The following is a 20,931-nucleotide window of genomic DNA, read 5'->3' as shown; positions in this document are numbered from 1 at the left end:
TGTCAGGCTCCGAACTTTGCGACGGCCTCGTCCACCTCGTTCTCGTCCTTCTGGAAAGTCTCCGGGCGCAGCTTGAATGCAATCAGGACCGGGCCAGCGATGTAGACCGACGAGAATGTACCGATGAGAACACCAGCCAGCATCGCGAAGGTGAAGGATGCGATGACCTCGCCACCGAACACATAAAGCGCGCCAAGAGCAAGCATGGTACTGCCAGCGGTCAGGATGGTACGCGACAGGGTCTGATTGATCGAGATATCGATCAGAACGTCGAGAGGCATCTTCTTGTAGCGCCTGAGATTCTCTCGCATTCGGTCGTAGACGACAACCGTATCGTTCAGCGAATAACCGATGATCGTCAAGATCGCCGCGATACTGGTGAGATTGAACTCTATTCCCGTCAAAACGAACAGACCGATCGTGAAGACAACGTCGTGCAAGGTTGCGATGATCGCACCGAGGGCGAACTGCCACTCGAAACGGAACCAGATATAGATCAGGATCGCAAACAGCGCTGCGGCGACACCGATTGTAGCCGATTGGGTAAGGTCGCTGGACACCGCAGGACCAACCACCTCTACCCGGCGGAAATCGTAATCGGCCTCAAGCTCGCCCCGAACCTTGGCAATGGCTGACTGTTCGGCATTTTCTCCGCCCTCCTGCGCCTGCAGGCGAATAAGAGCCGTCGACGGATCGCCAAAGCCTTGCGCCTGGACCTGGCCGAGATTGAGGTCCGAAAGACGCGTGCGAATGTCCGAAAGGTCGGCTTCGCCATTGCGCGCCTGCACCTCCATGATCGACCCGCCCTTGAAGTCGATGCCGAGGTTCATGCCAACGGTCGCAAACCCGACCAGCGAAGCCACGGAGATAGCCATGGCCGCAATGAAGGTGAAGCGACGAACCGCCATGAACGGGATGTTCTTATCGTCAAAGAAACCGGTCCGAACGCTCTTTGGCAGGTGTTTCGGACGCTTCCAGCGATACCAGGTGGCCATCAGCCAATGGGTCAGGAAGAATGCGGTGAAGATCGTCGTCACGATACCCACTGTCAGGGTGACAGCAAAGCCGCGCACAGGTCCCGAACCCAGGAAGAAGAGAACCACAGCGGCAATCAGGGTTGTCAGGTTGGCATCGATGATTGTCGCAAAGGCTTTCTTGAAGCCGATATCGATCGCCTGGATCAATGGCCTGCCCGATTTGGCTTCTTCTCGGATGCGCTCATAGATCAGCACGTTCGAATCCACCGCCATACCCATGGTCAGAACGATGCCGGCGATGCCCGGCAGCGTCAGTGTCGACCCGATCGTCGTGAGTGCGGCCAAAATCATGGTCACGTTGGCGGCCAATGCAATATTCGCCATAACGCCAAAGGTGCCGTAAAACGCCAACATGAAGAGGACAACGGCAATGGCGCCGATGATGCTGGCGACGACACCGGCACGGATCGAGTCAGCGCCCAGACCGGGGCCAACGGTCCGTTCCTCGACGACGGTGAGCGTCGCAGGCAGCGCACCGGCACGCAACAGAACAGCAAGGTCGTTTGCGCCTTCAACGGAGAAGTTACCGGAAATCTGACCGGAGCCGCCAACGATCGGCTCGCGAATGACGGGGGCCGAAATTACCTGCTGGTCAAGCACAATAGCGAAGGGACGACCGACATTCTGCTGCGTTGCCTGAGCAAAGCGCTGCGCACCGCGGCTGTCAAAGCGGAATGTCACGACCGGCTCACTGGTCCGCTGGTCAAAGGCCGCCTGCGCGTCGACGAGATTTTCGCCAGACACGAGCGCGCGACGCTCAATCAGGTAGGGAATGGCTGGATCGTCGGAGGAATAAAGCACTTCCGACGAAGCCGGGGGACGACCGGATATGGCCTCCTCGACCGGCATAGACTGATCGACCATGTGGAACGAGAGCTTGGCCGTCTGATTGAGCAGAGCCTTCAGACGCTGCGGATCGGTCAGACCCGGCACCTGTACAATAATGCGGTCTTCACCCTGGCGCTGGATCAGCGGCTCAGTGGTGCCCAGTTCGTCCACACGCCGACGCACGACTTCCATGGACTGCGTAACGGCTGAGCTGACACGGTAATCAATACCCGCATCCGTCAGTATGAAGCGCAGCTCGCCATCCGAGCCACGGTCCAGCGTCACCTCGTTGACGGTGCCACCCGTCAAGCCGCCGACACTGACCGGCGCCGTAATCTCAGACAGAGCTTCGATGGCGGCATCAACTTGCGCAGGGTCGGTAATCCGCACCTGAACCTGTTGGCCCGCGCCCGAAAGACCCGTGTAACGAATACCTGCGTCGCGAAGGGTGGTTCGGATATCACCGACAACCGTCTCGAGGCGTTCTTGAACAATGTCCGAACGCTCCAGCTTCAGCATGATATGCGAGCCGCCCTGAAGGTCGAGCCCGAGAGTGACCTTGTCTTGCGGGAACCAGGTAGGCAGCCCGGCCAGTTCCTCGTCGGTAAACGCATTTGGCAAAGCAACGAACACGCTGAACGCGACGGTCAGCCAAATGAACAATGTTTTCCAGCGGGAAATATACAGCATATAACTCTCGAAGTCGGAACGTCAGAAAAAGCAATGGCCGGCGCGAGGCCGGCCTGCACGAAATCAGGAAGCAGCTGCTTCCGCCTTGACCGGCTCACCCTTTACACGGACTTCCGCCACATAGGTGCGCATGGCCCGAACTTTCACACCCTCGGCAATTTCGACTTCCAGTTCCTTGTCGTCAATCACCTTGGTGACCTTGGCAACGATACCGCCGCCCATGATCACCTGATCGCCACGACGAATGGCCGCCAGTGTTTCTTCACGCTTCTTCATCTGCTGGCGCTGCGGGCGGATGAGGAAGAAATACCAGACCACCATCAACGGCGCGAAGAGGAAAAGCATTTCCAATCCGGTGCCCATTGCGCTCGGCGCAGCGGCGTCCTGTGCAAAGGCCTCAGTAATAAACATGAAGAACTCCTATGAAATCCAGCTCTGCGGGATCGTCTGCCCCCGCCCTCAGGTCGCCGGAATATAGTGACACACCCTTCAAATGCAACAGAAACAGCGCCGCAGCGTACCATTTTCCAGCCTGCACGGCTTTGATACACGAAAACGTCATGCTACCTCGCCGCGACCGCCTTCAAGGCGGGCTCAGACGGGAGGATCATGACCGATGGCCGAGGACACGACACTTGCAATTCTCAGGGAATTGAGACGACTGGCCGACGCCGTGGAACGCCTGGCCGGGCCTCCACCGGCAACGACCGACTGGAGCGCTGCGGATTGCTTTGTCTGGAGCCCGTCAGGTCATCGCCTCAATCCCGTGACCCGCCCCAATCGCGTTGCCCTGTCTCTTATCCGGGGCGTCGATCATGTGCGGGATATCCTGCACGAGAACACGCTTCGTTTTACCGAAGGCTTTCCCGCCAACAATGTCCTGCTGTGGGGTGCCCGCGGCATGGGCAAATCCTCGCTCGTCAAGGCCGTGCATGCCGACATCAACAAGGCAGGACAGGGAGCACTCAAGCTTGTGGAAGTCCACCGAGAGGATATCTCGACCCTCCCTACCCTTCTGGAGGTCATCAAGTCTGGCGGTCACAGGACGATCGTATTCTGCGACGACCTCTCCTTCGATCATGATGATACAGCCTACAAGTCGCTGAAGGCGGCGCTCGACGGCGGCATTGAAGGACGACCCGAAAACGTCCTGTTCTATGCAACGTCGAACCGTCGCCATCTTCTGCCGCGCCACATGATGGAGAACGAGCAATCAACGGCGATCAACCCATCGGAGGCGGTTGAGGAAAAGGTTTCCCTTTCCGACCGCTTTGGCCTCTGGCTCGGCTTCCACAAGTGCAGCCAGGATGACTACCTGACCATGATCGATGGTTATGCAACCCATTTCAACCTGCCACTGTCACAGGAAGACTTGCATCGTGAGGCGCTTGAATGGGCCACCACACGCGGCGGACGCTCCGGCCGCGTGGCCTGGCAGTATATTCAGGATGCTGCCGGGCGCTTTCGGATATCGACGAGCCGCGACTGAGACTGTCCCGGCGCCAGAACACAGAAAGACCCGCGCACACCATGTGCTGCGGGTCTTTCTGTATTTACCTCTATCTGAGGGTGACTATTCGAGATAGCTCATCGGATCGACGGGGGCCGCATCCTTGCGAACCTCAAAATGCAGCATCGGTCGCTTCACATTGCCGCTCATACCAGAACTGGCGATCGTCTGGCCGCGCTGGACCTTCTGCCCACGCTGGACGTTCAGGCTGTCTGCATGGCCATAAACCGTGACCTTGCCATCATCATGCCGGATCAGGACGGTGTTTCCGAGCTCCTTCAATCCGTTGCCGGCATAGATCACCACGCCATTCTCGGCAGCCTTGACCGGGGTTCCCTTCGGCACCGAAATCGCAATACCGTCGCTGCGCTTTCCATCAATATTGGCACCAAAGCGCGCGATCACGGCGCCATTGGCCGGCCAGCGATACTTGCCAATTCCTGTGAGCTCCGGCGCCGCTGCCTGCGGATCAGCCTTTGCAACTTCCGTGACGGATTTGTTGGCCGGGGGCGTGTAGCCAGCTGGCTGGTTGGCGGGAGTTGCCGGAACAGAAGCAGTCTTGACCGGATCGGCCTTCTGAGACACCGGCGCTGCAGCAACAGGCGTTCCCGCAGTCGGGATCGCCAGAACCTGACCGATTCGGATATTGGCCGTAGAAAGACCGTTTGCCTGCTTGAGACTGTCGACACTCACCCCATTTGCTTTCGCAATCTTGGTCAGCGAATCACCTGGTTTGACGGTGTAGCCGGAGCCACCCGCACCAGCGCCCGTCTGGGCATTGCCGGTTGCTGCCGTATTGGCAACTTGCGTCTTTTCCCGTGAACTGGGCGTCGCTGGCAGAACCGCAACATTCTGCTGCGGCTGGTCAGGGACGATTGGCTTGCGCTCCGTCGGAAGGCCTGAGGCTTCAGCGGCAGCCCGGGCGACATTGGCACCGCCATTAAATGTCGGAATGATGACGAGCTGACCGCTTGCTGCGTCCGAAGAATGTGTCAGACCATTGGCCCGCAGGATCTCGCGCTCCGGCACACCATAACGATCAGCCAGCATGGCAATGGTTTCACCCGGACGCAAAGTAATACGCGCACCATTTGCAGCGCTCCATCCCTGCGCTGCCCTATTGGAACCGGTGGTCAGATTGTCGGCAACAATCGGCGCTGCGGCAGTCTGCTGACTGGAGGCGGGGGCGGCACCCGCCGGACGATTGGGGAAGGGCTGCGACAGCGCTTCCTGACGCGCTGCATTATTGGCGGTTGATGCCGCCAAAGTCGGCGCAGACAACTCTGCCCGCTGAACCGCCACCGGCGTGCTTGCGGCACGCGCTGAGGCCGGAGCCACGGCCTGCTGCTGCGGATAAGGTTGCGACAGCGTCTGCTGGCGTGCGGCCATCGATGCGCTACCGATATCTTCTGCGGGAACTGGCGGCTGCCTTACCACGGAGCTGCGGTCGGGAATAGAGGCGGTTGTCAACGTATCAGGCGCAAACACCGAGCTGAAGCGGGAGGCATCGGAGCTGCAGCCTGCGGCAGTGCTTGCCAGCAGCATCAGCCCGCAAATCCGGGAAACTGGCAGTCCGACTCTTGGAGATACACTCTGACGCATGACCAAACCCACAAATTACGCTACTGGATGTGGATTCATTAAAGCGCGTTAGTGTTACTGGCCGGTTAATCCGTCTGAATCGTTATGAACTAATTCCAGAAGATGCATAAACCGCAGGCGATTTGCTCACAGGTGCAACGCCATTTTTGGCGTGATCGGCAGATAGGGAACGGGAACAGATCCTCCCGCTCAAAGCGGCTGCCGGTCTTGGTGAGACGCATCATCATGCAAGTCGTTTCATCGATCATCACCGGAGCCAGAAGCATCCCGCCGGACACCAGCTGCTCCGCAAAGAATCGCGGATGGGCCGGAAATGCAGCCGTGGCGATGATGCGGTCGAACGTCCCCTCACCCGGCAAACCGTTCATCCCGTCAGCATGCTTCAGAATGATGTTCCGTATTCCGAGCACCTCAATGCGCTTTTGCGCTAAGGAAATCAGGGTGCGGTAGCGCTCGAGCGAGATAACCCGCTCCGTCATGCGTCCGAGCACTGCTGTCATGAAGCCGCTTCCGGTCCCGATTTCCAGAACGCGCTGCCCCGGCTTGATTTGCAATAGAGACAGAAGCCGGACGGCCAGATCAGCGCCTTCCATGAAGGAGCCGCATTCGATCGGAATCGAACGGCTTGAATAAGCGCTTTCCGAATATTCCGACGGCACGAATTGAGAGCGCGGGGTCTGTTCCACCGCAGTCAAGAGATCGAGATTGGTGATACCCTCGGCGCGAAGCCGCAGCACCAGAGCCGCAAAACCTTCCCGTTCACGCAGCGCAGATCTCAATCATCGCTCCCAAAGCCAAGAGCCTGAGCCAGTCGATCCTGGACGGCATAATCCGTCATATCCAGCTTCAGAGGTGTCACCGAAATCTTTTTCTCGCGCATCGCCTGAAGGTCCGTCCCGGCGCGGAAATTGCCTTTACGGTCACCAAACTGGAGCCAGAAATAGGGTACGCCGCGCCCGTCGTGGCGCTCTTCAACGCTCAAGCCGAAATCCAGCTTGCCCTGCCCCGTGACCTCAATTCCCGCAACGTCCGATGGAGCGGCACTGGGGAAATTGATGTTGAGGAAGGTGCCGGGGGGCAGATCGACATTGAGGAGCTTGCGGATCAGGTCCGGTGCAAAGGCCTCAGCAACCTCCCAGGGGATCGGCGTGCGCCGGACATAATCGTAGAGTTGGCTGAGCGCGAAGGAGCGCACGCCATGGACGGTCCCCTCGATTGCGCCGGCAACCGTTCCGGAATAGGTGACATCGTCAGCGATGTTGCCCCCGGCATTTACACCCGAAAGCACCAGATCCGGCTTACGATCAAGTACCTTGCGGATCGCCATGATCACGCAGTCGGTGGGCGTGCCGCGCAGTGCAAACCGTTTCTCGTCGATCTGCCGCAGTCGCAAGGGCTCCGACAATGTCAGGGAATGCGCCAGACCGCTTTGGTCCGTTTCGGGAGCAACGATCCACACATCGTCAGACAGCTGGCGGGCAATACGCTCCAGAACTGCCAGGCCTTCGGCGTGGATCCCATCGTCGTTGGTCAGCAGTATGCGCATTGCCCTCACCTTGTCTTGTTCCGCTCAGTCGGCCTTTTCGATCTTCGTGACGCCGCCCATGTAGGGCAGCAAGACGTCAGGGACAGTGATGGACCCATCTTCGTTCAGATAGTTTTCCATGACAGCGATCAGGCAGCGACCGACTGCGGTGCCTGAGCCGTTGAGCGTATGCACGAATTTCGTCGCCTTGTCGTCCTTGCTCCTGTAGCGCGCATTCATGCGCCGGGCCTGGAAATCGCCGCAGACCGAGCAGGAGGAGATTTCGCGGTAGGTATCCTGCCCCGGCAGCCAGACCTCGATGTCATAGGTCTTGCGCGCACCAAAGCCCATGTCGCCGGTGCAGAGCGTCATGGTACGGAAATGCAGGCCGAGACGCTTCAGCACCTCCTCTGCGCAGGCCGTCATGCGCTCATGCTCGGCGATTGCGCTCTCGGCATCCGTGATCGACACCAGTTCGCATTTCCAGAACTGGTGCTGGCGCAGCATGCCACGGGTATCGCGACCGGCCGAGCCCGCTTCCGAGCGGAAGGATGGCGTGAGTGCGGTAAAGCGCAGCGGCAGCTTTTCCTGGTCCAGGATTTCGCCAGCAACGAGGTTGGTGAGGGTGACTTCAGCAGTCGGTATCAACCAGCGACCGTCGGTGGTCTTGAACAGGTCCTCTGAGAACTTCGGCAATTGGCCGGTGCCATACATGGCTTCGTCCCGCACCATCAGCGGCGAGGAAACTTCGATATAGCCGTGTTCACCCGTATGCAGGTCCAGCATGAACTGGCCAAGGGCACGCTCCAGCCGGGCAAGTTGCGATGTGAGCACCGTAAAGCGAGCACCTGAAAGCTTCGCAGCACGCTCGAAATCCATGTAACCGAGGTTTTCACCGATCTCGAAGTGCTCGCGGGCCTTGTGATTCCAACCCGGCTTCTGGCCAACGACGCGCGCCACAACATTGTCCGCCTCGTCTTTGCCAACAGGCACGTCATCAAGCGGGACATTGGGAATGCGCGAAAGGATATCATTCAATTCGGCAGAGAGCTGCCGTTCTTGCTCCTCAGCCGCCGGCATCGTGTCCTTAAGCGCCGCCACCTCGGCCTTCAATCTGTCCGCCAGTTCGCTGTTCTTCTGTGCCATCGCGGCACCAATTTCCTTGGACGCGGCATTGCGGCGTGCCTGCATATCCTGCAGAGACTGAACCACGGATCTACGCTTCTCATCCAGAGCAACCAGCATGGCGGCCATGGGGTCGGCGCTGCGCTTGGCCAGCGCTGCGTCCAGGGCCTCGGGATTGTCGCGGATCCATTTGATGTCGAGCATGACCGTTCCAGGTGATGTGCTGCCTGGCCATCACGCGCTCTGGCGGCGCAAGGTCCAGGTGTCGAAAAATTCAGCCATCTTGCCCGTTCCTGCTGAGGCATTCACCGGCAGATGGCCAACGGGAATTCACCAGCGACATTTTCAGCGCTGTGTTCCATGACTGCATTTCAAGGATGAGGGCGCCCTGACTCGAGCGACCAACGCATCATTCCGCCGGCAGATCAGCCTCGTCCGCCTTGGCCTGCGCTTCGGCAGAACGACGCCGCTCCACGAGTCGTGCAGCATAGATGCCTACCTCGTAGAGAAGGATAGTCGGCAAGGCAAGACCGATCTGGGAGAGCGGATCAGGCGGCGTCAGAACAGCCGCAACGATGAAGGCCACGACAATGAAATACTTGCGCTTGTCGGCAAGCCATTGGCTTTCGAGAATGCCCACACGGGCAAGAAGCGTCGTCACCACCGGCAACTGGAACACCAAACCGAAGGAAAAAACGAGCGTCATGATCAGGCTGAGATACTCGGACACCTTGGGCATCAGCGAGATTGCCACCTCACCCTCACCGGGCGCCTGTTGCATCGTCAGGAAGAACCACATGACCATGGGCGTGAAGAAGAAATAGACAAGCGACGCGCCAAGCAGGAAGAGAAGCGGTGAAGCGATCAGAAACGGCAGAAAAGCCTGGCGCTCATTCTTGTAGAGACCCGGTGCGACGAACTTGTAGAGCTGCGAGGCGATCACAGGGAAGGCGATCACCATGGCGCCGAAAGCGGCAACTTTAATCTGCGTGAAGAAGAATTCCTGCGGCGCGGTGTAAATCAGTTCAGTCTTGGTCACATCCAGACCGGCCCAGCCAACCGCCCATTTGTATGGGACAACCAGGAAATTGAACAGATCTTTCGCAAAGGCGAAGCAGACGATGAACGCGACGAAGAACGCCCCGAGCGCCCAGATCAGACGCGAGCGCAGCTCGATCAGATGCTCGACCAGCGGCTGCGGCTTGTCTTCTACATCGCCGCTCATGCGCGGTCCTCACTCTTGGCTTTGCGTGTTCGTGTCGATGGTGCGGGTGCTTTTGCAGCTGGCTCAGCCGGCTTTGCGACCTTGGTCTTGGCGACCGCTGCTTTTGGCTTGGCGGCTGCAGCCCTTGGCTTCGAAGGTGCAGCCTTCACGGCATCGGTGACATCAGAGGCAACCGTCCCAGACTTGGCTTTCGCTGGTTTGGCTGCGACCGACTTTCCGCCTGGCGAAGCGTCAGCCTTCTTCGCTGGAGACTTCGGAGCCTTTGTGTTTGCTACCTTCGCCTCCGGTGCTGCAGCGACGGGCGCACCAACGCTCGTATCACCTGGGACGTTAGCCGCGGTTTGCTGCACAACAGGGGGTGCAGTTGTTGCAGCCGGTGCCGAACTTGCAGGTGCCTGCCCGGTCTGCGAACTGACGGGCGCCGCAGGCCTCAACTCCGCGGGTGGCTCAGTGGCCAGATCAGAGATGTCAGGCAGGATCGAATTTTCAGGCTCTGCCTCGCTCTCTGCAGGGCTTTCAAGACGAGTCGCCCTGTGCAGGTCACTCTTGATGTCCTCAGTCATCTGGCGAAGCGGATTGATAGCCTCACGCAGGCTTTCGGCAGGGTTCAGCTTCTTCACATCATTGACGGTGTTGCGAATATCGTCCAGCTCGGCCTCGCGCAGAGCTTCGTCAAATTGCGCACGAAACTCCCCAGCCGTTTTGCGAAGACGCGTCGTCATTTTGCCAAAGGCACGCAACATGGGCGGCAGGTCCTTCGGGCCCACGACCACAATCAGGATAACCGAAACAACAAGCAGTTCGGTCCAGCCAATATCCAGCATTTCTCAGGCTCCTGACGCCCAGGCCAAGGCGATCACAGCTGATCACCGCCATTTCCGCCGCGCTCGTCTTGGCCGGTCGGATGAAAGTGGCAAACCACCCGTCATCTGACCGCCAAAGATCGCGCCGGTCGCGTTTACTTGGTTTCGTCGGGCTTGTGATCAACCGTCTTGTTGGTCTGGGTGGCATCATTGTCGTCGTCCGACATGCCCTTCTTGAAGCTTTTGATGCCCTTGGCCAGATCACCCATCAGATCCGGAATCTTGCCGCGACCAAACAGCAGCAGGATGATGACCAGAACGATCAGCCAGTGCCAAATGCTAAAAGTACCCATTACCTGCCACTCCTTAGGTTTAAGTCCCACCGATGTAGGGGGTTTCTCAGCTTTTTTCAAACACCAAAATGTCTTTAGGATCAACGCTGATGGTAACATCCCTTAGACCGGGAGGCAGCATGTCCGCACGTATGCGTGAACGAACCGGACGCTCGGTGCCCGGTATGGCAAGATCGAGCAATTCCACAACACCGAGAAACCGCCGGGATATGATACGGGCCGGAATTGCACCAGCATCAGGACTTACCGCAAGACCTGACAGACGCACGGCCACGGAGACATCCCTGCCCTCGCCCATACCCGCAGCATTGGCAGTTCCAAGCGGCGTCTCGACCAACCCGCCTTGTACAACACCCGAAAACTCATTGATTTCCGAAAAGAAAGCCGCAGCAAAAAGATCCTTTGGCCGACGATAAAGATCGTCGGCCGTGCCGACCTGTATCAGTTGGCCGTCCCGGAGCAGCGCGATACGGTCCGCCATGCGCATCGCCTCCTCCGCATCATGGGTGACGACGATCGCCGTCGCCCGGCTCTCCCGCAAGATCGCCAGTGTATCGGCCCTGACATTGTCCTTCAGCCGCGAATCGAGACCGGAAAAAGGCTCGTCCATCAGGAGCACGCTGGGACGTGGGGCAAGCGCCCGAGCCAGCGCCACCCGCTGCTGCTCGCCACCAGAAAGCGCGTGCGGATACTTGTCGGCATAATGGCTGAGACCAACGCGCTCCAGCGCATGCATGGCTTCTGAAACAGCCTCTTTCGCGGCCATGGCCGTCAGGCCGAAGCGGACATTGTTGAGCACCGTCATGTGCGGGAACAGGGCGAAGTCCTGAAACATCAGACCGACGCCTCGTTTTTCGGGGGGCACGAAGGCATTCGGGCCGGCCATCTCGCGGTCATTGATCAACAGTCGACCGCCGGTCTGTGTTTCCACGCCTGCGGCTATTCGAAGCAGGGTCGTCTTACCAGAGCCGGACGGCCCGAGCAGACAGAGCACCTCGCCCGGCTCGGCGGTCAGTGACACATCCCGGATCGTCTCACGACCGTAATAGCTGTGCCGGATATGTTCGAATGTGAGGCGTGCCGCGAAGGTCACGCCTGCGGTCAACTGCCCATTCTTTCTGCTCGGTATGGCTGAATTCATTCGAAATACTACGCGGACGCCCCTATTCGCTCACCGGTCAATCCTTGTTGGCAATCCTGCAGGCCACCAGAAAAGGGGCGATACACCCCGAGGCCGCTGCCGCCAACTCAAAAAACCTGAACCTATTCGTCCGCTTCACCACCCGGTGTCAATAGGCCAAGCTCCTCGAGATCGAGCTGTGTAATCGGGTCTTCATCCTCGGCGAGCGCATCAAAATCCGATGGCAGGGGAATATTGAAGTTTGCCGGGATGCGACCCTGGAGCAGTCCTGCCCCCTTCAACTCTTCGAGACCAGGCAGATCTCGCAGTTCCTCAAGCCCAAAATGGTCGAGGAAATCACGGGTGGTCCCAATGGTGACCGGGCGACCAGGTGTGCGCCTGCGCCCCCTGAAGCGGACCCATCCCGCCTCCATCAGGACATCGAGCGTACCCTTGGATGTCTGGACACCACGGATGTCCTCGATTTCGGCCCGGGTCACCGGCTGATGATAGGCGATGATGGCGAGCACTTCGAGCGCCGCGCGTGACAGCTTCTTGACCTCTGTTTCTTCTTTGCGAATGGCAAAGGAGAGATCCGCAGCCGTGCGAAACGCCCAGCAATCCTCCACCTGCACGAGATTGACGCCACGCGCCGCATAATCCTGTTTGAGGTGCAGCAGAATGGCATGCACATCGGCATTGCGCGGCAGTCGCTCCGCAAGGAATGCGGTGGAGACGGGCTCAGCAGAGGCAAAGACCAGCGCTTCCACAATACGGGTGGCTTCACGAATTTGATGCTCGCTGAGCACCGCATGATTGCTGACGGAAGGCTGCTCATCGCCGCCGGGCGTTGTATCGGGGATCTCGACTGCCATGATCCGACGCCTCTCAATCGACCTGTTTCAGGGCTTCGGCTTTTGGCCCGCTGCGCAAGAAGATTGGGTCGAATGCACGCTCCTGGCGCATCTCCAGGCGTCCTTCCCGCACCAGTTCGAGCGAAGCGGCAAAGGCGCTGGCAATGGCTGTCACCCTCTCCTCCGGGCTCGGCAGGAAACGCAGCAGATAGTGATCAAGCGCCGTCCAGTCACCGATTTCGCCGATCATGCGGGTCAGGATCTGGCGCGCATCCGTCAAAGACCATACCCGTCGGCGCTCGATCGTCACCTGCGTGACCGCTTGCCGCTGGCGAAGTGCCGCATAGGCGGTCAGGAGGTCATAGAGACTTGCGTCATAGGCGTTGTTGGACTGTGTCGGCACATGTTCGGGGGCCCCGCGGACGAAGACATCGCGTCCAAGGCGGTTGCGATTGACGAGACGTGTCGCGGCCTCGCGGATCGCTTCAAGCCGTTTCAGACGGAAGGCCAGCGTTGCAGCCATTTCCTCCCCTGATGGCCCCTCGTCCTTCGTTTGCTGCGGGATCAGCAGACGCGACTTGAGATAGGCAAGCCAGGCGGCCATGACGAGGTAGTCCGCCGCCAGTTCGAGCCGGATGCGGCGTGCGCTCTCGATGAACTGGAGATATTGCTCGGCGAGCGCCAGCACGGAAATGCGGGCAAGATCCACCTTTTGATTTCGTGCCAGAAACAGCAACAGGTCGAGCGGTCCTTCGAAACCGGCAACATCGATGAGAAGAGCAGGTTCGCCGCTGGCGCGTTCACTGCTCACATCCTGCCAAAGGCTGTCCATGGGCGTTGCCACCTCCGGCCCGCCGGCGCGCTTCAACACTGTCGGCTGGACCGGACCTCGGCTCATCACGCAACCGCCATCAAGCTGGAGAATTCGGCACGAAGGGCTGCTTCGTCGGCATCATCCGGATCGCCGAAGGCCGCCTCGACAGCCAGCGCCCGCTGGAGGGTGCGCCCGGAAAGCAGCGGGGCGGCGGCAGCGACTGCCTGCATTTCGTCCATATGGCCATGGCAATGGAGCACCACATCCAGCACGGCTGACAGGCGCTGCGCCCGCTCCGCCATCGTGCCCCTCAGAGCATTCATCGAGATATCGTCCGACATCAGCAAGCCCTCGAAGCCTATGGAACCACGGATGATCTCGTCTGTTACAATCCGCGATGCAGTGGCCGGATTGTCACGATCAATGGCGGTGTACACGACATGGCAACTCATGGCCATGAGTTCCTTCCGCAGCGCCCTGAACGGCACGAAATCATGGGCTTCCAGATCCTCACGCGGTACCGTCACGACTGGTAGTTCGTGGTGGGAATCAGCCATGCCGCGTCCATGACCGGGAATGTGTTTCATCACCGGTAACACCCCTCCCGCTTTCAGTCCATCCGCAGCAGCCTGCCCGATGCGCGCGACGATGGCCGGATCCCCTGAATAGGCTCGATTGCCAATCACATTGCTTGCGCCGGGGATTGGAACGTCGAGCACCGGCAGACAATCCACATTGATGCCAAGAGCCCGAAGATCAAAGGCGTGCAATCGCGACATGATCCAGGCTGCCCGCAGGCCCTTTTCTTCGTCGAGCTTGAAAAGCGTGCCAATGTCGGCGCCAGACGGGTAGCGCGGCGCAATCGGCTCGCGTATGCGCTGCACGCGCCCACCTTCCTGGTCGATCAAAACAGGCGCATTGCGCCCACCGACACAATCCCGCATCTCCGCGACCAGATCGCGGATCTGCTGCGGTTCGGCAAGATTGCGCGAAAAGACGATGAAGCCCCAGGGCTGTTCGTCCCGGTAAAATGCTTTTTCGTCATTTGTGAGACGCTGCCCGAGGCAGCCGAGGATCATGGCTTTTGCGTGGGTCATGGACGAATCATAAATGGGAGGATCGGAAAGCCGAAGCAGCGTAAAAGCCGACAAGCGGTTCATACACAGGAAAAAGGCGGCTTCCGATGGAAACCGCCCGCACCCGATCAAACTGCAGCAAAACGATCAGCGCGCGACAATGCAGCTACCGCCCGCCGACCGGTATTGCTCGCAAAGGGCGACTGCCTGTTCACGCGTGCCAGCGGGGATCCGGACACGGAAATAGGTTCCCTTGCCTGCAATCTCTGCCCGCTGGAAATCCACACCGCGACCACCAATGATACTCGCATAGCGGCTTGACAGCGACTGGTAGGATCGCTGCGCATCGGCTTCCGAAGGAAGGGACGCAATCTGGATCACGAAACCGCCCGGATTGGAGACCTGTGCTGCCGCTTGAGCCGGAGCCGCCGCTGCCGTTTCCACCGGCTGCTGGCTTGGGCGCAGATTGCCTTGATCCGTCACGGTTCCGACGACATTGACGGGTTGGTCGGCCGGGCGCGTGGTCGGTATTGGTGTTGCACCATTGTTTGACGACGTTGGCGCGACTGCATTTGGCGTTGCCTCTCCCTCCGTCACCTCGGCCAGAACAGCAGCACGGGCGGCGGCACTGTCCTCCGGGCTGGGCAGGCTTGGAGCAGCAAGGACATTCGTCGCGGGCTCGCTGGGTGCCGCCTGGGCAGGAGCTTCGGCAGGCACTTCCTGCGCCACCAGTGTACCATCTGGCCGCACGATCATTGTGCGAACACGACGCGGTGCAATTGTCACATCCTCTTCGGCAGCATTGGCAGTCGGATCGCCGACACCAGGCAGCAAACGCGGATCTTCCGTGTCACCAACGGGCGTTGAACGCAGGATGGCCTCGTCATTTTCGGCCAGCGGGACTGTCTCGGGGATCAACGTCCGCTGGACCACATCAATCGGCTCTTCATTGGAAGAGATCAGGTTTTCCTGTTGGGGATCCTCAATAGGGGCACCGGCCACTCGATCATAGACCGCCTTGTCCTGGTTCGGGACTGCCTTGCCACCTGGATCATCGGGAACGATCTTGATCGGGTCCTTGTCTGCAGCGATCACGATTGGCTCGCCAGAGCCGCCGGGCGCTGTGGATCCGGTCAACCAGGCATAGACGCCGCCGGCTGCCACCACGACGACCACAGCTGCCGCCGTTGCGAGCAGACCCGTCTTGATTTTCCGGGCGCGGGCAGCGCTTCCGTCACTGGTGATGGCAATGTGGCCGCGACGGAGACCCGAGTCTTCCTTGGCAAAACTCATGGAGGATTTCAGGTCGTCCTCAAGCGCCTTTTCGAAGGCATCAAAATCATCGATCTTCGGAGCCGCATGTGGTTTCGCTGCATTGACGGCAAGCGGTGTCACTGTCGCCGCAGCGGCCAGGGGCGCAACACTTGGCTCAGCGACCACGGGCTCGTTGAAAAGCGTTGCGAGCTCTGCATCCAGATCAAAGTCATAATCGTTCGACACGGGAGCCGACTGCTTGGGCTCTGGAACCGGCACCTCCGGCACATCCATCCCCGAGAAGCTCTCCACCATCTCATCCTGTTCGGAGATTTCAGTCGGGTCGAAACCGAATGAAGGCTCACCAGGAGCATTGATCGGAGCCGCCTGCATCTGAGGAGACTGAAGGCCTGCTGGCGCAGAAGGCGAGGCCGCACCAATCGCGGCCGTGGCGGCAAGACCGCCTGCAAGCTGACCCGTTGCCGCTGTGGCTATCGGGGTCTGGAACACCGTTGGCGCTCTTTCACCCGTGTATGTTTCGCCGCGTTGCTCAGCGGAGGCAGCCTGCATGTTGTTGGCGAGGGGCGCGACGGGAGCGGTCGCCTCGCGCAGGAGATCGTCCATCCAATCGGGTTCGGTGGATCGAGTTGCGGCCAGGGGAGCGGTAACAGGAGCTGAAACCGCCTGCGGCTTCGGGTTCTCGGCACGAGCCTCGTCCTCGATATCGGAGAGATCGAGATCCAACTCGTCGAGTTGCAGGTCGAATTCGTGATCCACGAACGGATCGAAGCCATCATCGAGAAAAGGATCAGCGCCCTCGGCTGACCGGTCGTCGGCAACAACTGTTGAAGCCTGCCTGGTCTCCAATTCCCGCCCTGGCTGGCGATACTCCGGCTCGGCGCCAAACTCATCGTCAAAGGAGAAGCCGAAATCCGGCTCCTGACGGGATGAGGACACCGGCGCCACCAGAGGTTCTGCGGCTCTAGCCTGGGCACGCTCGGCTGTGAAGGCAGCGAAATCGAAGGGTTCGGCAGGGGCAGCAACTGCGGCCTGACGTGCCGACGCTACCGATGGCAGCTCAATATCGACAGGAGCCGACAGCACCGGAGCAGGCGAAACGCGCGCAAATGGGTCGAAAGCCTCACCAGAAGAACCCGGCTGAGGAAGGCTTTTCTCTACGAGAGCTTCCGGAGCCTTCGGAGCTGAACTTGGTGTCAGCTCCATGGCTGAAATTGGCGCGATCTCTGCGGCAGGCTGCGGCTCAACAACGTGGTCGATCCGACGCGGCGGCTGCACGGAGAAATTGGCCAAGGGCAAATGCAGTCGCTGCTCGGGCGCCTGAACCGGTCGGGGAAGCTCTGCCTCCGGCTCCGCAACTTTGTAATTCGCGAAACTGTTGTCGAACGGTTGCTCGGCCGGCATCTCCGGCTCGCCAACTGCAAATTCCAGCTCATCGGCAAGATCGAAAGCGGGAGCATCCTGGTCAGCTGGCCGTGCACTTTGAGCCTCGGGCTGATCATAGGCGTCCGCCACCGACAAACCCATATCAAACGGCTCATCGTCGATGCCAGAAAATTCCCGGTAGTCCGGCTCGATCCTTGCCGGCTCCGGAGCCCTTTGAGGCTCCGCCGCCACGCGCGACACTGGCGGAGTCACTGTGACGGGAGGATTGTAATCCGAGAACTCTCTGAGCAGCTCATCTTCGAGATTGAACTCCGCCTCCTGAGGCGCAGCCGCCGGCAGCTCTTCCCGCTCCGGCTCAGGCGCGCGCTGCTGCGGCTGGTCGAAGCCGACAATGCGCGCAAGCTCCGCCAACGGATCATCGTCCGCGAAGCTTTCACCCTGTGCTCGACTGCTGTATGCGGCCTGTTTTTGTACCATTACCTGTTCCACTCACCTACGCGACGCTACGCATGCCAGCGCAATGTGGGAAAAAGGTGACGATACTACCGCATCTCATCCGGCGCAGCGGTGCCAGTAATGGCCAGTCCCGACTTCAACACGGAGGCGACAGCATGCACCAGCCCAACCCTGGCGATGGTTAATTCTCTATGTTTATCGTTAACAAAGCGTAATTCAGGCGAATCCTTGCCCTTGTTCCAATGGGCGTGCAAGGAACTTGCCAGATCATAGAGGTAAAAAGCAAGCCGATGCGGTTCCTGCGATTGGGCCGCAGCCTCAACAATTCTCGGATATTCCGCCAGTTTGCCGATCAATTGCAGCTCCGAGGGCTCGGAAATCTGCCCCAGAACAGCTTCAGAAAAATCGACAGCGTCAAAATCAACATCCGGGAAGGCTTCCTTCGCCTGACGCAGGACCGACATGCAGCGTGCATGAGCATATTGCACGTAGAAGACCGGATTGTCCTTCGACTGCTCCGTCACCTTGGCGAAATCGAAGTCAAGCGGCTCAGAACTCTTGCGATAGAGCATCATGAAGCGGACGGAGTCTGATCCCACCTCCTCGACCACCTCGCGAAGCGTGACGAAATCGCCCGACCGCTTGGACATCTTCACCGGTTCGCCGTCGCGATAGAGCTTGACGAGCTGGCACAGCAGAACCGTCAGCTTGGTCTTGCCCTCAGAAACCGCCCGGTTCACGGCCTCAAGACGCTTCACATAGCCGCCGTGGTCAGCGCCGAGCACATAGATCATCTCGGAGAAGCCACGATCATACTTGTCCTTGAAGTAGGCAACGTCAGCAGCAAAATAGGTGTAGCTGCCGTCGGACTTCATCAGCGGACGATCGATGTCGTCACCCACTTCGGTCGAGCGGAAGAGCGTCTGCTCCCGATCTTCCCAGTCTTCCGGCAATTGGCCCTTGGGTGGCGGCAGGGTGCCACGATAGACATGGCCCTTGAAAGTCAGGTCGTTGATGGCCGTGCGGATGCTGGAGGCGCCATTGGCATGCAGCGAGCGCTCCGAGAAAAACACGTCATGATGTACATTCAAGGTGGCCAGATCCTCACGGATCATCGCCATCATGGCCTCGATCGCACGCTCCTTGACGATCGTCATCCATTCTTCTTCCGGCATATTGTGCAGGCGCGGACCATATTCGGCTGCCAGAGCCTCACCGACAGGCACCAGGTAATCGCCAGGATAAAGACCAGACGGTATCTCGCCGATCTTTTCGCCGAGCGCCTCGCGATACCGAAGGAACACAGAGCGTGCGAGCACGTCCACCTGCGCACCGGCGTCGTTGATGTAATATTCCTTGGTCACCTCATAGCCGGCAAAGGCCAAGAGATTGGCGAGCGCATCGCCCACGACCGCGCCCCGGCAATGGCCGACATGCATCGGGCCTGTCGGATTGGCCGAGACATATTCGACATTGACCTTGCGATCTTGGCCGACAGTCGATCGACCGAAATCCGTTCCCTGACGGATCATCAGGGCAAGCAGACGCTGCCAGTAGGCTACCGACAGCCTGATATTGATGAAGCCGGGTCCGGCGACCGTGACCTCGACGATGTCTTCATCCTTCTTCAGCGCCTCACTGATGGTTTCAGCAAGCGCGCGCGGATTGGTTCCAACGCCCTTGGCAAGCACCATCGCCGCATTGGTCGCCGCATCGCCATGGCTCGGATCGCGCGGCGGTTCAACGACGATACGGCTGAAGTCCAGACTGTCGCGCTTTTCGCGAATTCCCTCGATCTGCGCGAGCGTGTTCGTCAGTCTGGTTTCGAAATCGGCAAAGAGATTCATGTTCACACCTGCGCGACCGTCTGTCTGCGGTCGACCGTTCCAAAGTTGAGCGCTGCCTATCGCAAATCGGGAGTCCGGTCAAACAGCTCCCTGTGTACCCGGACGGCGTAGGTATCGGTCATACCGGCAAGATAGTCGCCGACGTGACGCGCCTTGGCTGGAGTGTTCAGACCGGAAATGTGGTTCACCCAGAAGTGGCTTTTCATCAAGGTCGGATCTGCCATGTAGGCATGGAACAGGTCCGTGACGATCTGCGCCGCACCGGCGCGAATGCGCATGATGTCAGGATGGCGATAGATGTGTCGGAAAAGCAGTTTCTTGATCTGCTGATCGGTCGTTGCCATCGCCTCGGAAAAGGTCGCGATGGTCGTCTGTGCGGCCCGCACGTCTTCCACGCTTTGCGGCTTGAATTGCTTCAATCGCTCCTGCGCAACTCCGATCACATCCTCCACCATCCGGGTGATCTGGCGGCGCATGATCTCGTGGGTGAAGCGATCCTCATCGAGGTGGTGATACTTCTCGCGGACCTCGCGCATCAGTCCTGCGAGGAAAGGCACCTCCTCAAGCATGTCGAAGCTCAGATAGCCCGAGCGCAGGCCGTCATCGATGTCATGGGTGTTGTAGGCAATGTCATCGGCAATGGCTGCAACCTGAGCCTCAAGCCCTGCGAAGCTTGCCAGTTCAAGGTCATGGATCTCGCAATAGTCCAGAATCGGCTGCGGAACGGGGCCACGCGTCCCCTCGCCTTCCCTCGTCAAAAGCGGGCCATTGTGCTTCACCAGGCCTTCAAGCGCCTCCCAGGTCAGGTTGAGGCCATCGAAGTCCGCATAGCGGCGCTCGAGCTTTGTGACGATCCGCAAGGACTGGGCATTGTGATCAAAGCCGCCATAGGGCTTCAGCACTTCGTCCAGCGCATCTTCGCCGGTATGGCCAAAAGGCGTATGGCCAAAATCATGGACAAGCGCCACGCCTTCGGCGAGATCTTCGTCGAGCTTCAGAGCACGCGCCAGAGCACGGGCGATCTGGGCCACCTCGATCGTGTGGGTCAGTCTGGTACGATAGTGATCACCATCGGGGCCGATGAAAACCTGGGTCTTGTGTTTCAGACGCCTGAAGGCTGTCGTGTGCACGATGCGATCGCGATCCCGCTGAAAATCGGAGCGGGTCGGGCTGCTTGCCTCCGGGAACAACCGACCACGGCTTGCCCAGGGATTGGTTGCGTAGATTGCTCTTTCGCCGGAGCCAAAACCCAGCGCTTCCTTATCGATCGTCATCCGTCTGCGGTTGCTCCCATTGACGCCACTCTTCAGCCTTCATACCTATAGCGGATGAAGCCGCAAGGCCGGGTCTGCCCTGCACGATCTCGATTGGTCAATCCCCGGTCCTTTGTGGCACTATCTCTTCATCT

15 protein-coding genes and 2 pseudogenes are annotated in these 20,931 nt (G+C 59.4%); 1 reads left to right on the top strand and 16 read right to left on the bottom strand.

Translation table 11 applies throughout. From position 1 onward, the window contains the following. Window positions 1-2: 2 nt before the first annotated feature. Both secDF and yajC read right to left on the bottom strand, forming a co-directional pair. Window positions 3-2,555 (bottom strand): protein translocase subunit SecDF, encoded by a 2,553-nt coding sequence (gene secDF / locus FE840_RS12555; protein WP_138288940.1) that lies wholly within the window; start codon window positions 2,553-2,555, stop codon window positions 3-5. A gap of 63 nt (window positions 2,556-2,618) precedes the next feature. Continuing rightward, a complete protein-coding gene (yajC, locus tag FE840_RS12550; RefSeq protein WP_138288941.1) occupies window positions 2,619-2,966 on the bottom strand; it encodes a preprotein translocase subunit YajC in 348 nt (115 codons plus the stop codon). 205 nt (window positions 2,967-3,171) lie between these two features. Here yajC and FE840_RS12545 point away from each other — a divergent pair, with 205 nt between their 5' ends. Beyond that, window positions 3,172-4,044, top strand: coding sequence for an ATP-binding protein (locus FE840_RS12545; protein WP_138288942.1), 873 nt, complete (start codon window positions 3,172-3,174; stop codon window positions 4,042-4,044). An 84-nt stretch (window positions 4,045-4,128) separates the two neighbouring features. Here the strand turns inward: FE840_RS12545 and FE840_RS12540 are convergent, their stop codons facing one another. The 14 genes and pseudogenes from FE840_RS12540 to FE840_RS12475 all read right to left on the bottom strand — a co-directional run bounded on the left by FE840_RS12540 (window position 4,129) and on the right by FE840_RS12475 (window position 20,797). After that, the gene (locus FE840_RS12540; protein ID WP_138288943.1) at window positions 4,129-5,667 is read right to left on the bottom strand and encodes a peptidoglycan DD-metalloendopeptidase family protein; all 1,539 of its coding nucleotides are present in this window, start codon (window positions 5,665-5,667) and stop codon (window positions 4,129-4,131) included. Between the two features lie 126 nt (window positions 5,668-5,793). After that, window positions 5,794-6,446, bottom strand: a pseudogene (locus FE840_RS12535) (protein-L-isoaspartate(D-aspartate) O-methyltransferase). Then, the gene (gene surE / locus FE840_RS12530) at window positions 6,443-7,213 is read right to left on the bottom strand and encodes a 5'/3'-nucleotidase SurE (RefSeq protein ID WP_138288945.1); all 771 of its coding nucleotides are present in this window, start codon (window positions 7,211-7,213) and stop codon (window positions 6,443-6,445) included. Before surE ends, FE840_RS12535 begins: the two are co-directional and overlap by 4 nt. Before the next feature lie 24 nt (window positions 7,214-7,237). Continuing rightward, the gene (gene serS / locus FE840_RS12525) at window positions 7,238-8,521 is read right to left on the bottom strand and encodes a serine--tRNA ligase (protein ID WP_138288946.1); all 1,284 of its coding nucleotides are present in this window, start codon (window positions 8,519-8,521) and stop codon (window positions 7,238-7,240) included. 205 nt (window positions 8,522-8,726) lie between these two features. Continuing rightward, on the bottom strand, window positions 8,727-9,542 hold the full coding sequence (gene tatC / locus FE840_RS12520; RefSeq protein ID WP_138288947.1) for a twin-arginine translocase subunit TatC: 816 nt from the start codon (window positions 9,540-9,542) through the stop codon (window positions 8,727-8,729). Between the two features lie 242 nt (window positions 9,543-9,784). Next, window positions 9,785-10,366 (bottom strand): annotated as a pseudogene (gene tatB, locus FE840_RS12515) (Sec-independent protein translocase protein TatB); the annotation flags it as partial. Between the two features lie 134 nt (window positions 10,367-10,500). After that, window positions 10,501-10,698 (bottom strand): twin-arginine translocase TatA/TatE family subunit, encoded by a 198-nt coding sequence (locus FE840_RS12510; RefSeq protein ID WP_138288949.1) that lies wholly within the window; start codon window positions 10,696-10,698, stop codon window positions 10,501-10,503. Window positions 10,699-10,744: 46 nt separating this feature from the next. Then, window positions 10,745-11,839: an ABC transporter ATP-binding protein gene (locus FE840_RS12505; protein WP_138288950.1), complete on the bottom strand. Its 1,095-nt coding sequence runs from the start codon at window positions 11,837-11,839 to the stop codon at window positions 10,745-10,747. Between the two features lie 122 nt (window positions 11,840-11,961). Then, complete coding sequence (scpB, locus tag FE840_RS12500; protein ID WP_138288951.1) at window positions 11,962-12,693, bottom strand: SMC-Scp complex subunit ScpB; 732 nt, start codon at window positions 12,691-12,693, stop codon at window positions 11,962-11,964. A gap of 13 nt (window positions 12,694-12,706) precedes the next feature. Continuing rightward, window positions 12,707-13,570, bottom strand: coding sequence for a segregation and condensation protein A (locus FE840_RS12495; protein WP_138288952.1), 864 nt, complete (start codon window positions 13,568-13,570; stop codon window positions 12,707-12,709). Continuing rightward, window positions 13,570-14,583, bottom strand: coding sequence for a beta-N-acetylhexosaminidase (nagZ, locus tag FE840_RS12490; protein WP_138288953.1), 1,014 nt, complete (start codon window positions 14,581-14,583; stop codon window positions 13,570-13,572). Before nagZ ends, FE840_RS12495 begins: the two co-directional genes overlap by 1 nt. A 126-nt stretch (window positions 14,584-14,709) precedes the next feature. Next, a complete protein-coding gene (locus FE840_RS12485; RefSeq protein ID WP_138288954.1) occupies window positions 14,710-17,697 on the bottom strand; it encodes an SPOR domain-containing protein in 2,988 nt (995 codons plus the stop codon). 65 nt (window positions 17,698-17,762) lie between these two features. Beyond that, window positions 17,763-19,523: an arginine--tRNA ligase gene (gene argS / locus FE840_RS12480; protein ID WP_138288955.1), complete on the bottom strand. Its 1,761-nt coding sequence runs from the start codon at window positions 19,521-19,523 to the stop codon at window positions 17,763-17,765. A gap of 56 nt (window positions 19,524-19,579) precedes the next feature. Continuing rightward, window positions 19,580-20,797: a deoxyguanosinetriphosphate triphosphohydrolase gene (locus FE840_RS12475; RefSeq protein ID WP_138288956.1), complete on the bottom strand. Its 1,218-nt coding sequence runs from the start codon at window positions 20,795-20,797 to the stop codon at window positions 19,580-19,582. Window positions 20,798-20,931 lie beyond the last annotated feature (134 nt).

The sequence above is a fragment of the Peteryoungia desertarenae genome, assembly GCF_005860795.2.
GTDB lineage: Bacteria > Pseudomonadota > Alphaproteobacteria > Rhizobiales > Rhizobiaceae > Allorhizobium > Allorhizobium desertarenae.
Note: the sequence above shows the minus strand (reverse complement) of the source record. Positions and strands in the feature narration are given on the sequence as shown.

Bases quoted from the DNA above. Each gene is read 5' to 3' on its own strand.
- FE840_RS12545 (WP_138288942.1), top strand. From the start codon at position 3,172: ATGGCCGAGGACACGACACTTGCAATTCTCAGGGAATTGAGACGACTG.
- tatC (WP_138288947.1), bottom strand. From the start codon at position 9,542: ATGAGCGGCGATGTAGAAGACAAGCCGCAGCCGCTGGTCGAGCATCTG.
- serS (WP_138288946.1), bottom strand. From the start codon at position 8,521: ATGCTCGACATCAAATGGATCCGCGACAATCCCGAGGCCCTGGACGCA.
- FE840_RS12540 (WP_138288943.1), bottom strand. From the start codon at position 5,667: ATGCGTCAGAGTGTATCTCCAAGAGTCGGACTGCCAGTTTCCCGGATT.
- nagZ (WP_138288953.1), bottom strand. From the start codon at position 14,583: ATGACCCACGCAAAAGCCATGATCCTCGGCTGCCTCGGGCAGCGTCTC.
- secDF (WP_138288940.1), bottom strand. From the start codon at position 2,555: ATGCTGTATATTTCCCGCTGGAAAACATTGTTCATTTGGCTGACCGTC.
- FE840_RS12485 (WP_138288954.1), bottom strand. From the start codon at position 17,697: ATGGTACAAAAACAGGCCGCATACAGCAGTCGAGCACAGGGTGAAAGC.
- FE840_RS12495 (WP_138288952.1), bottom strand. From the start codon at position 13,570: ATGAGCCGAGGTCCGGTCCAGCCGACAGTGTTGAAGCGCGCCGGCGGG.
- FE840_RS12475 (WP_138288956.1), bottom strand. From the start codon at position 20,797: ATGACGATCGATAAGGAAGCGCTGGGTTTTGGCTCCGGCGAAAGAGCA.
- surE (WP_138288945.1), bottom strand. From the start codon at position 7,213: ATGCGCATACTGCTGACCAACGACGATGGGATCCACGCCGAAGGCCTG.
- scpB (WP_138288951.1), bottom strand. From the start codon at position 12,693: ATGGCAGTCGAGATCCCCGATACAACGCCCGGCGGCGATGAGCAGCCT.
- yajC (WP_138288941.1), bottom strand. From the start codon at position 2,966: ATGTTTATTACTGAGGCCTTTGCACAGGACGCCGCTGCGCCGAGCGCA.
- argS (WP_138288955.1), bottom strand. From the start codon at position 19,523: ATGAATCTCTTTGCCGATTTCGAAACCAGACTGACGAACACGCTCGCG.
- FE840_RS12505 (WP_138288950.1), bottom strand. From the start codon at position 11,839: ATGAATTCAGCCATACCGAGCAGAAAGAATGGGCAGTTGACCGCAGGC.
- FE840_RS12510 (WP_138288949.1), bottom strand. From the start codon at position 10,698: ATGGGTACTTTTAGCATTTGGCACTGGCTGATCGTTCTGGTCATCATC.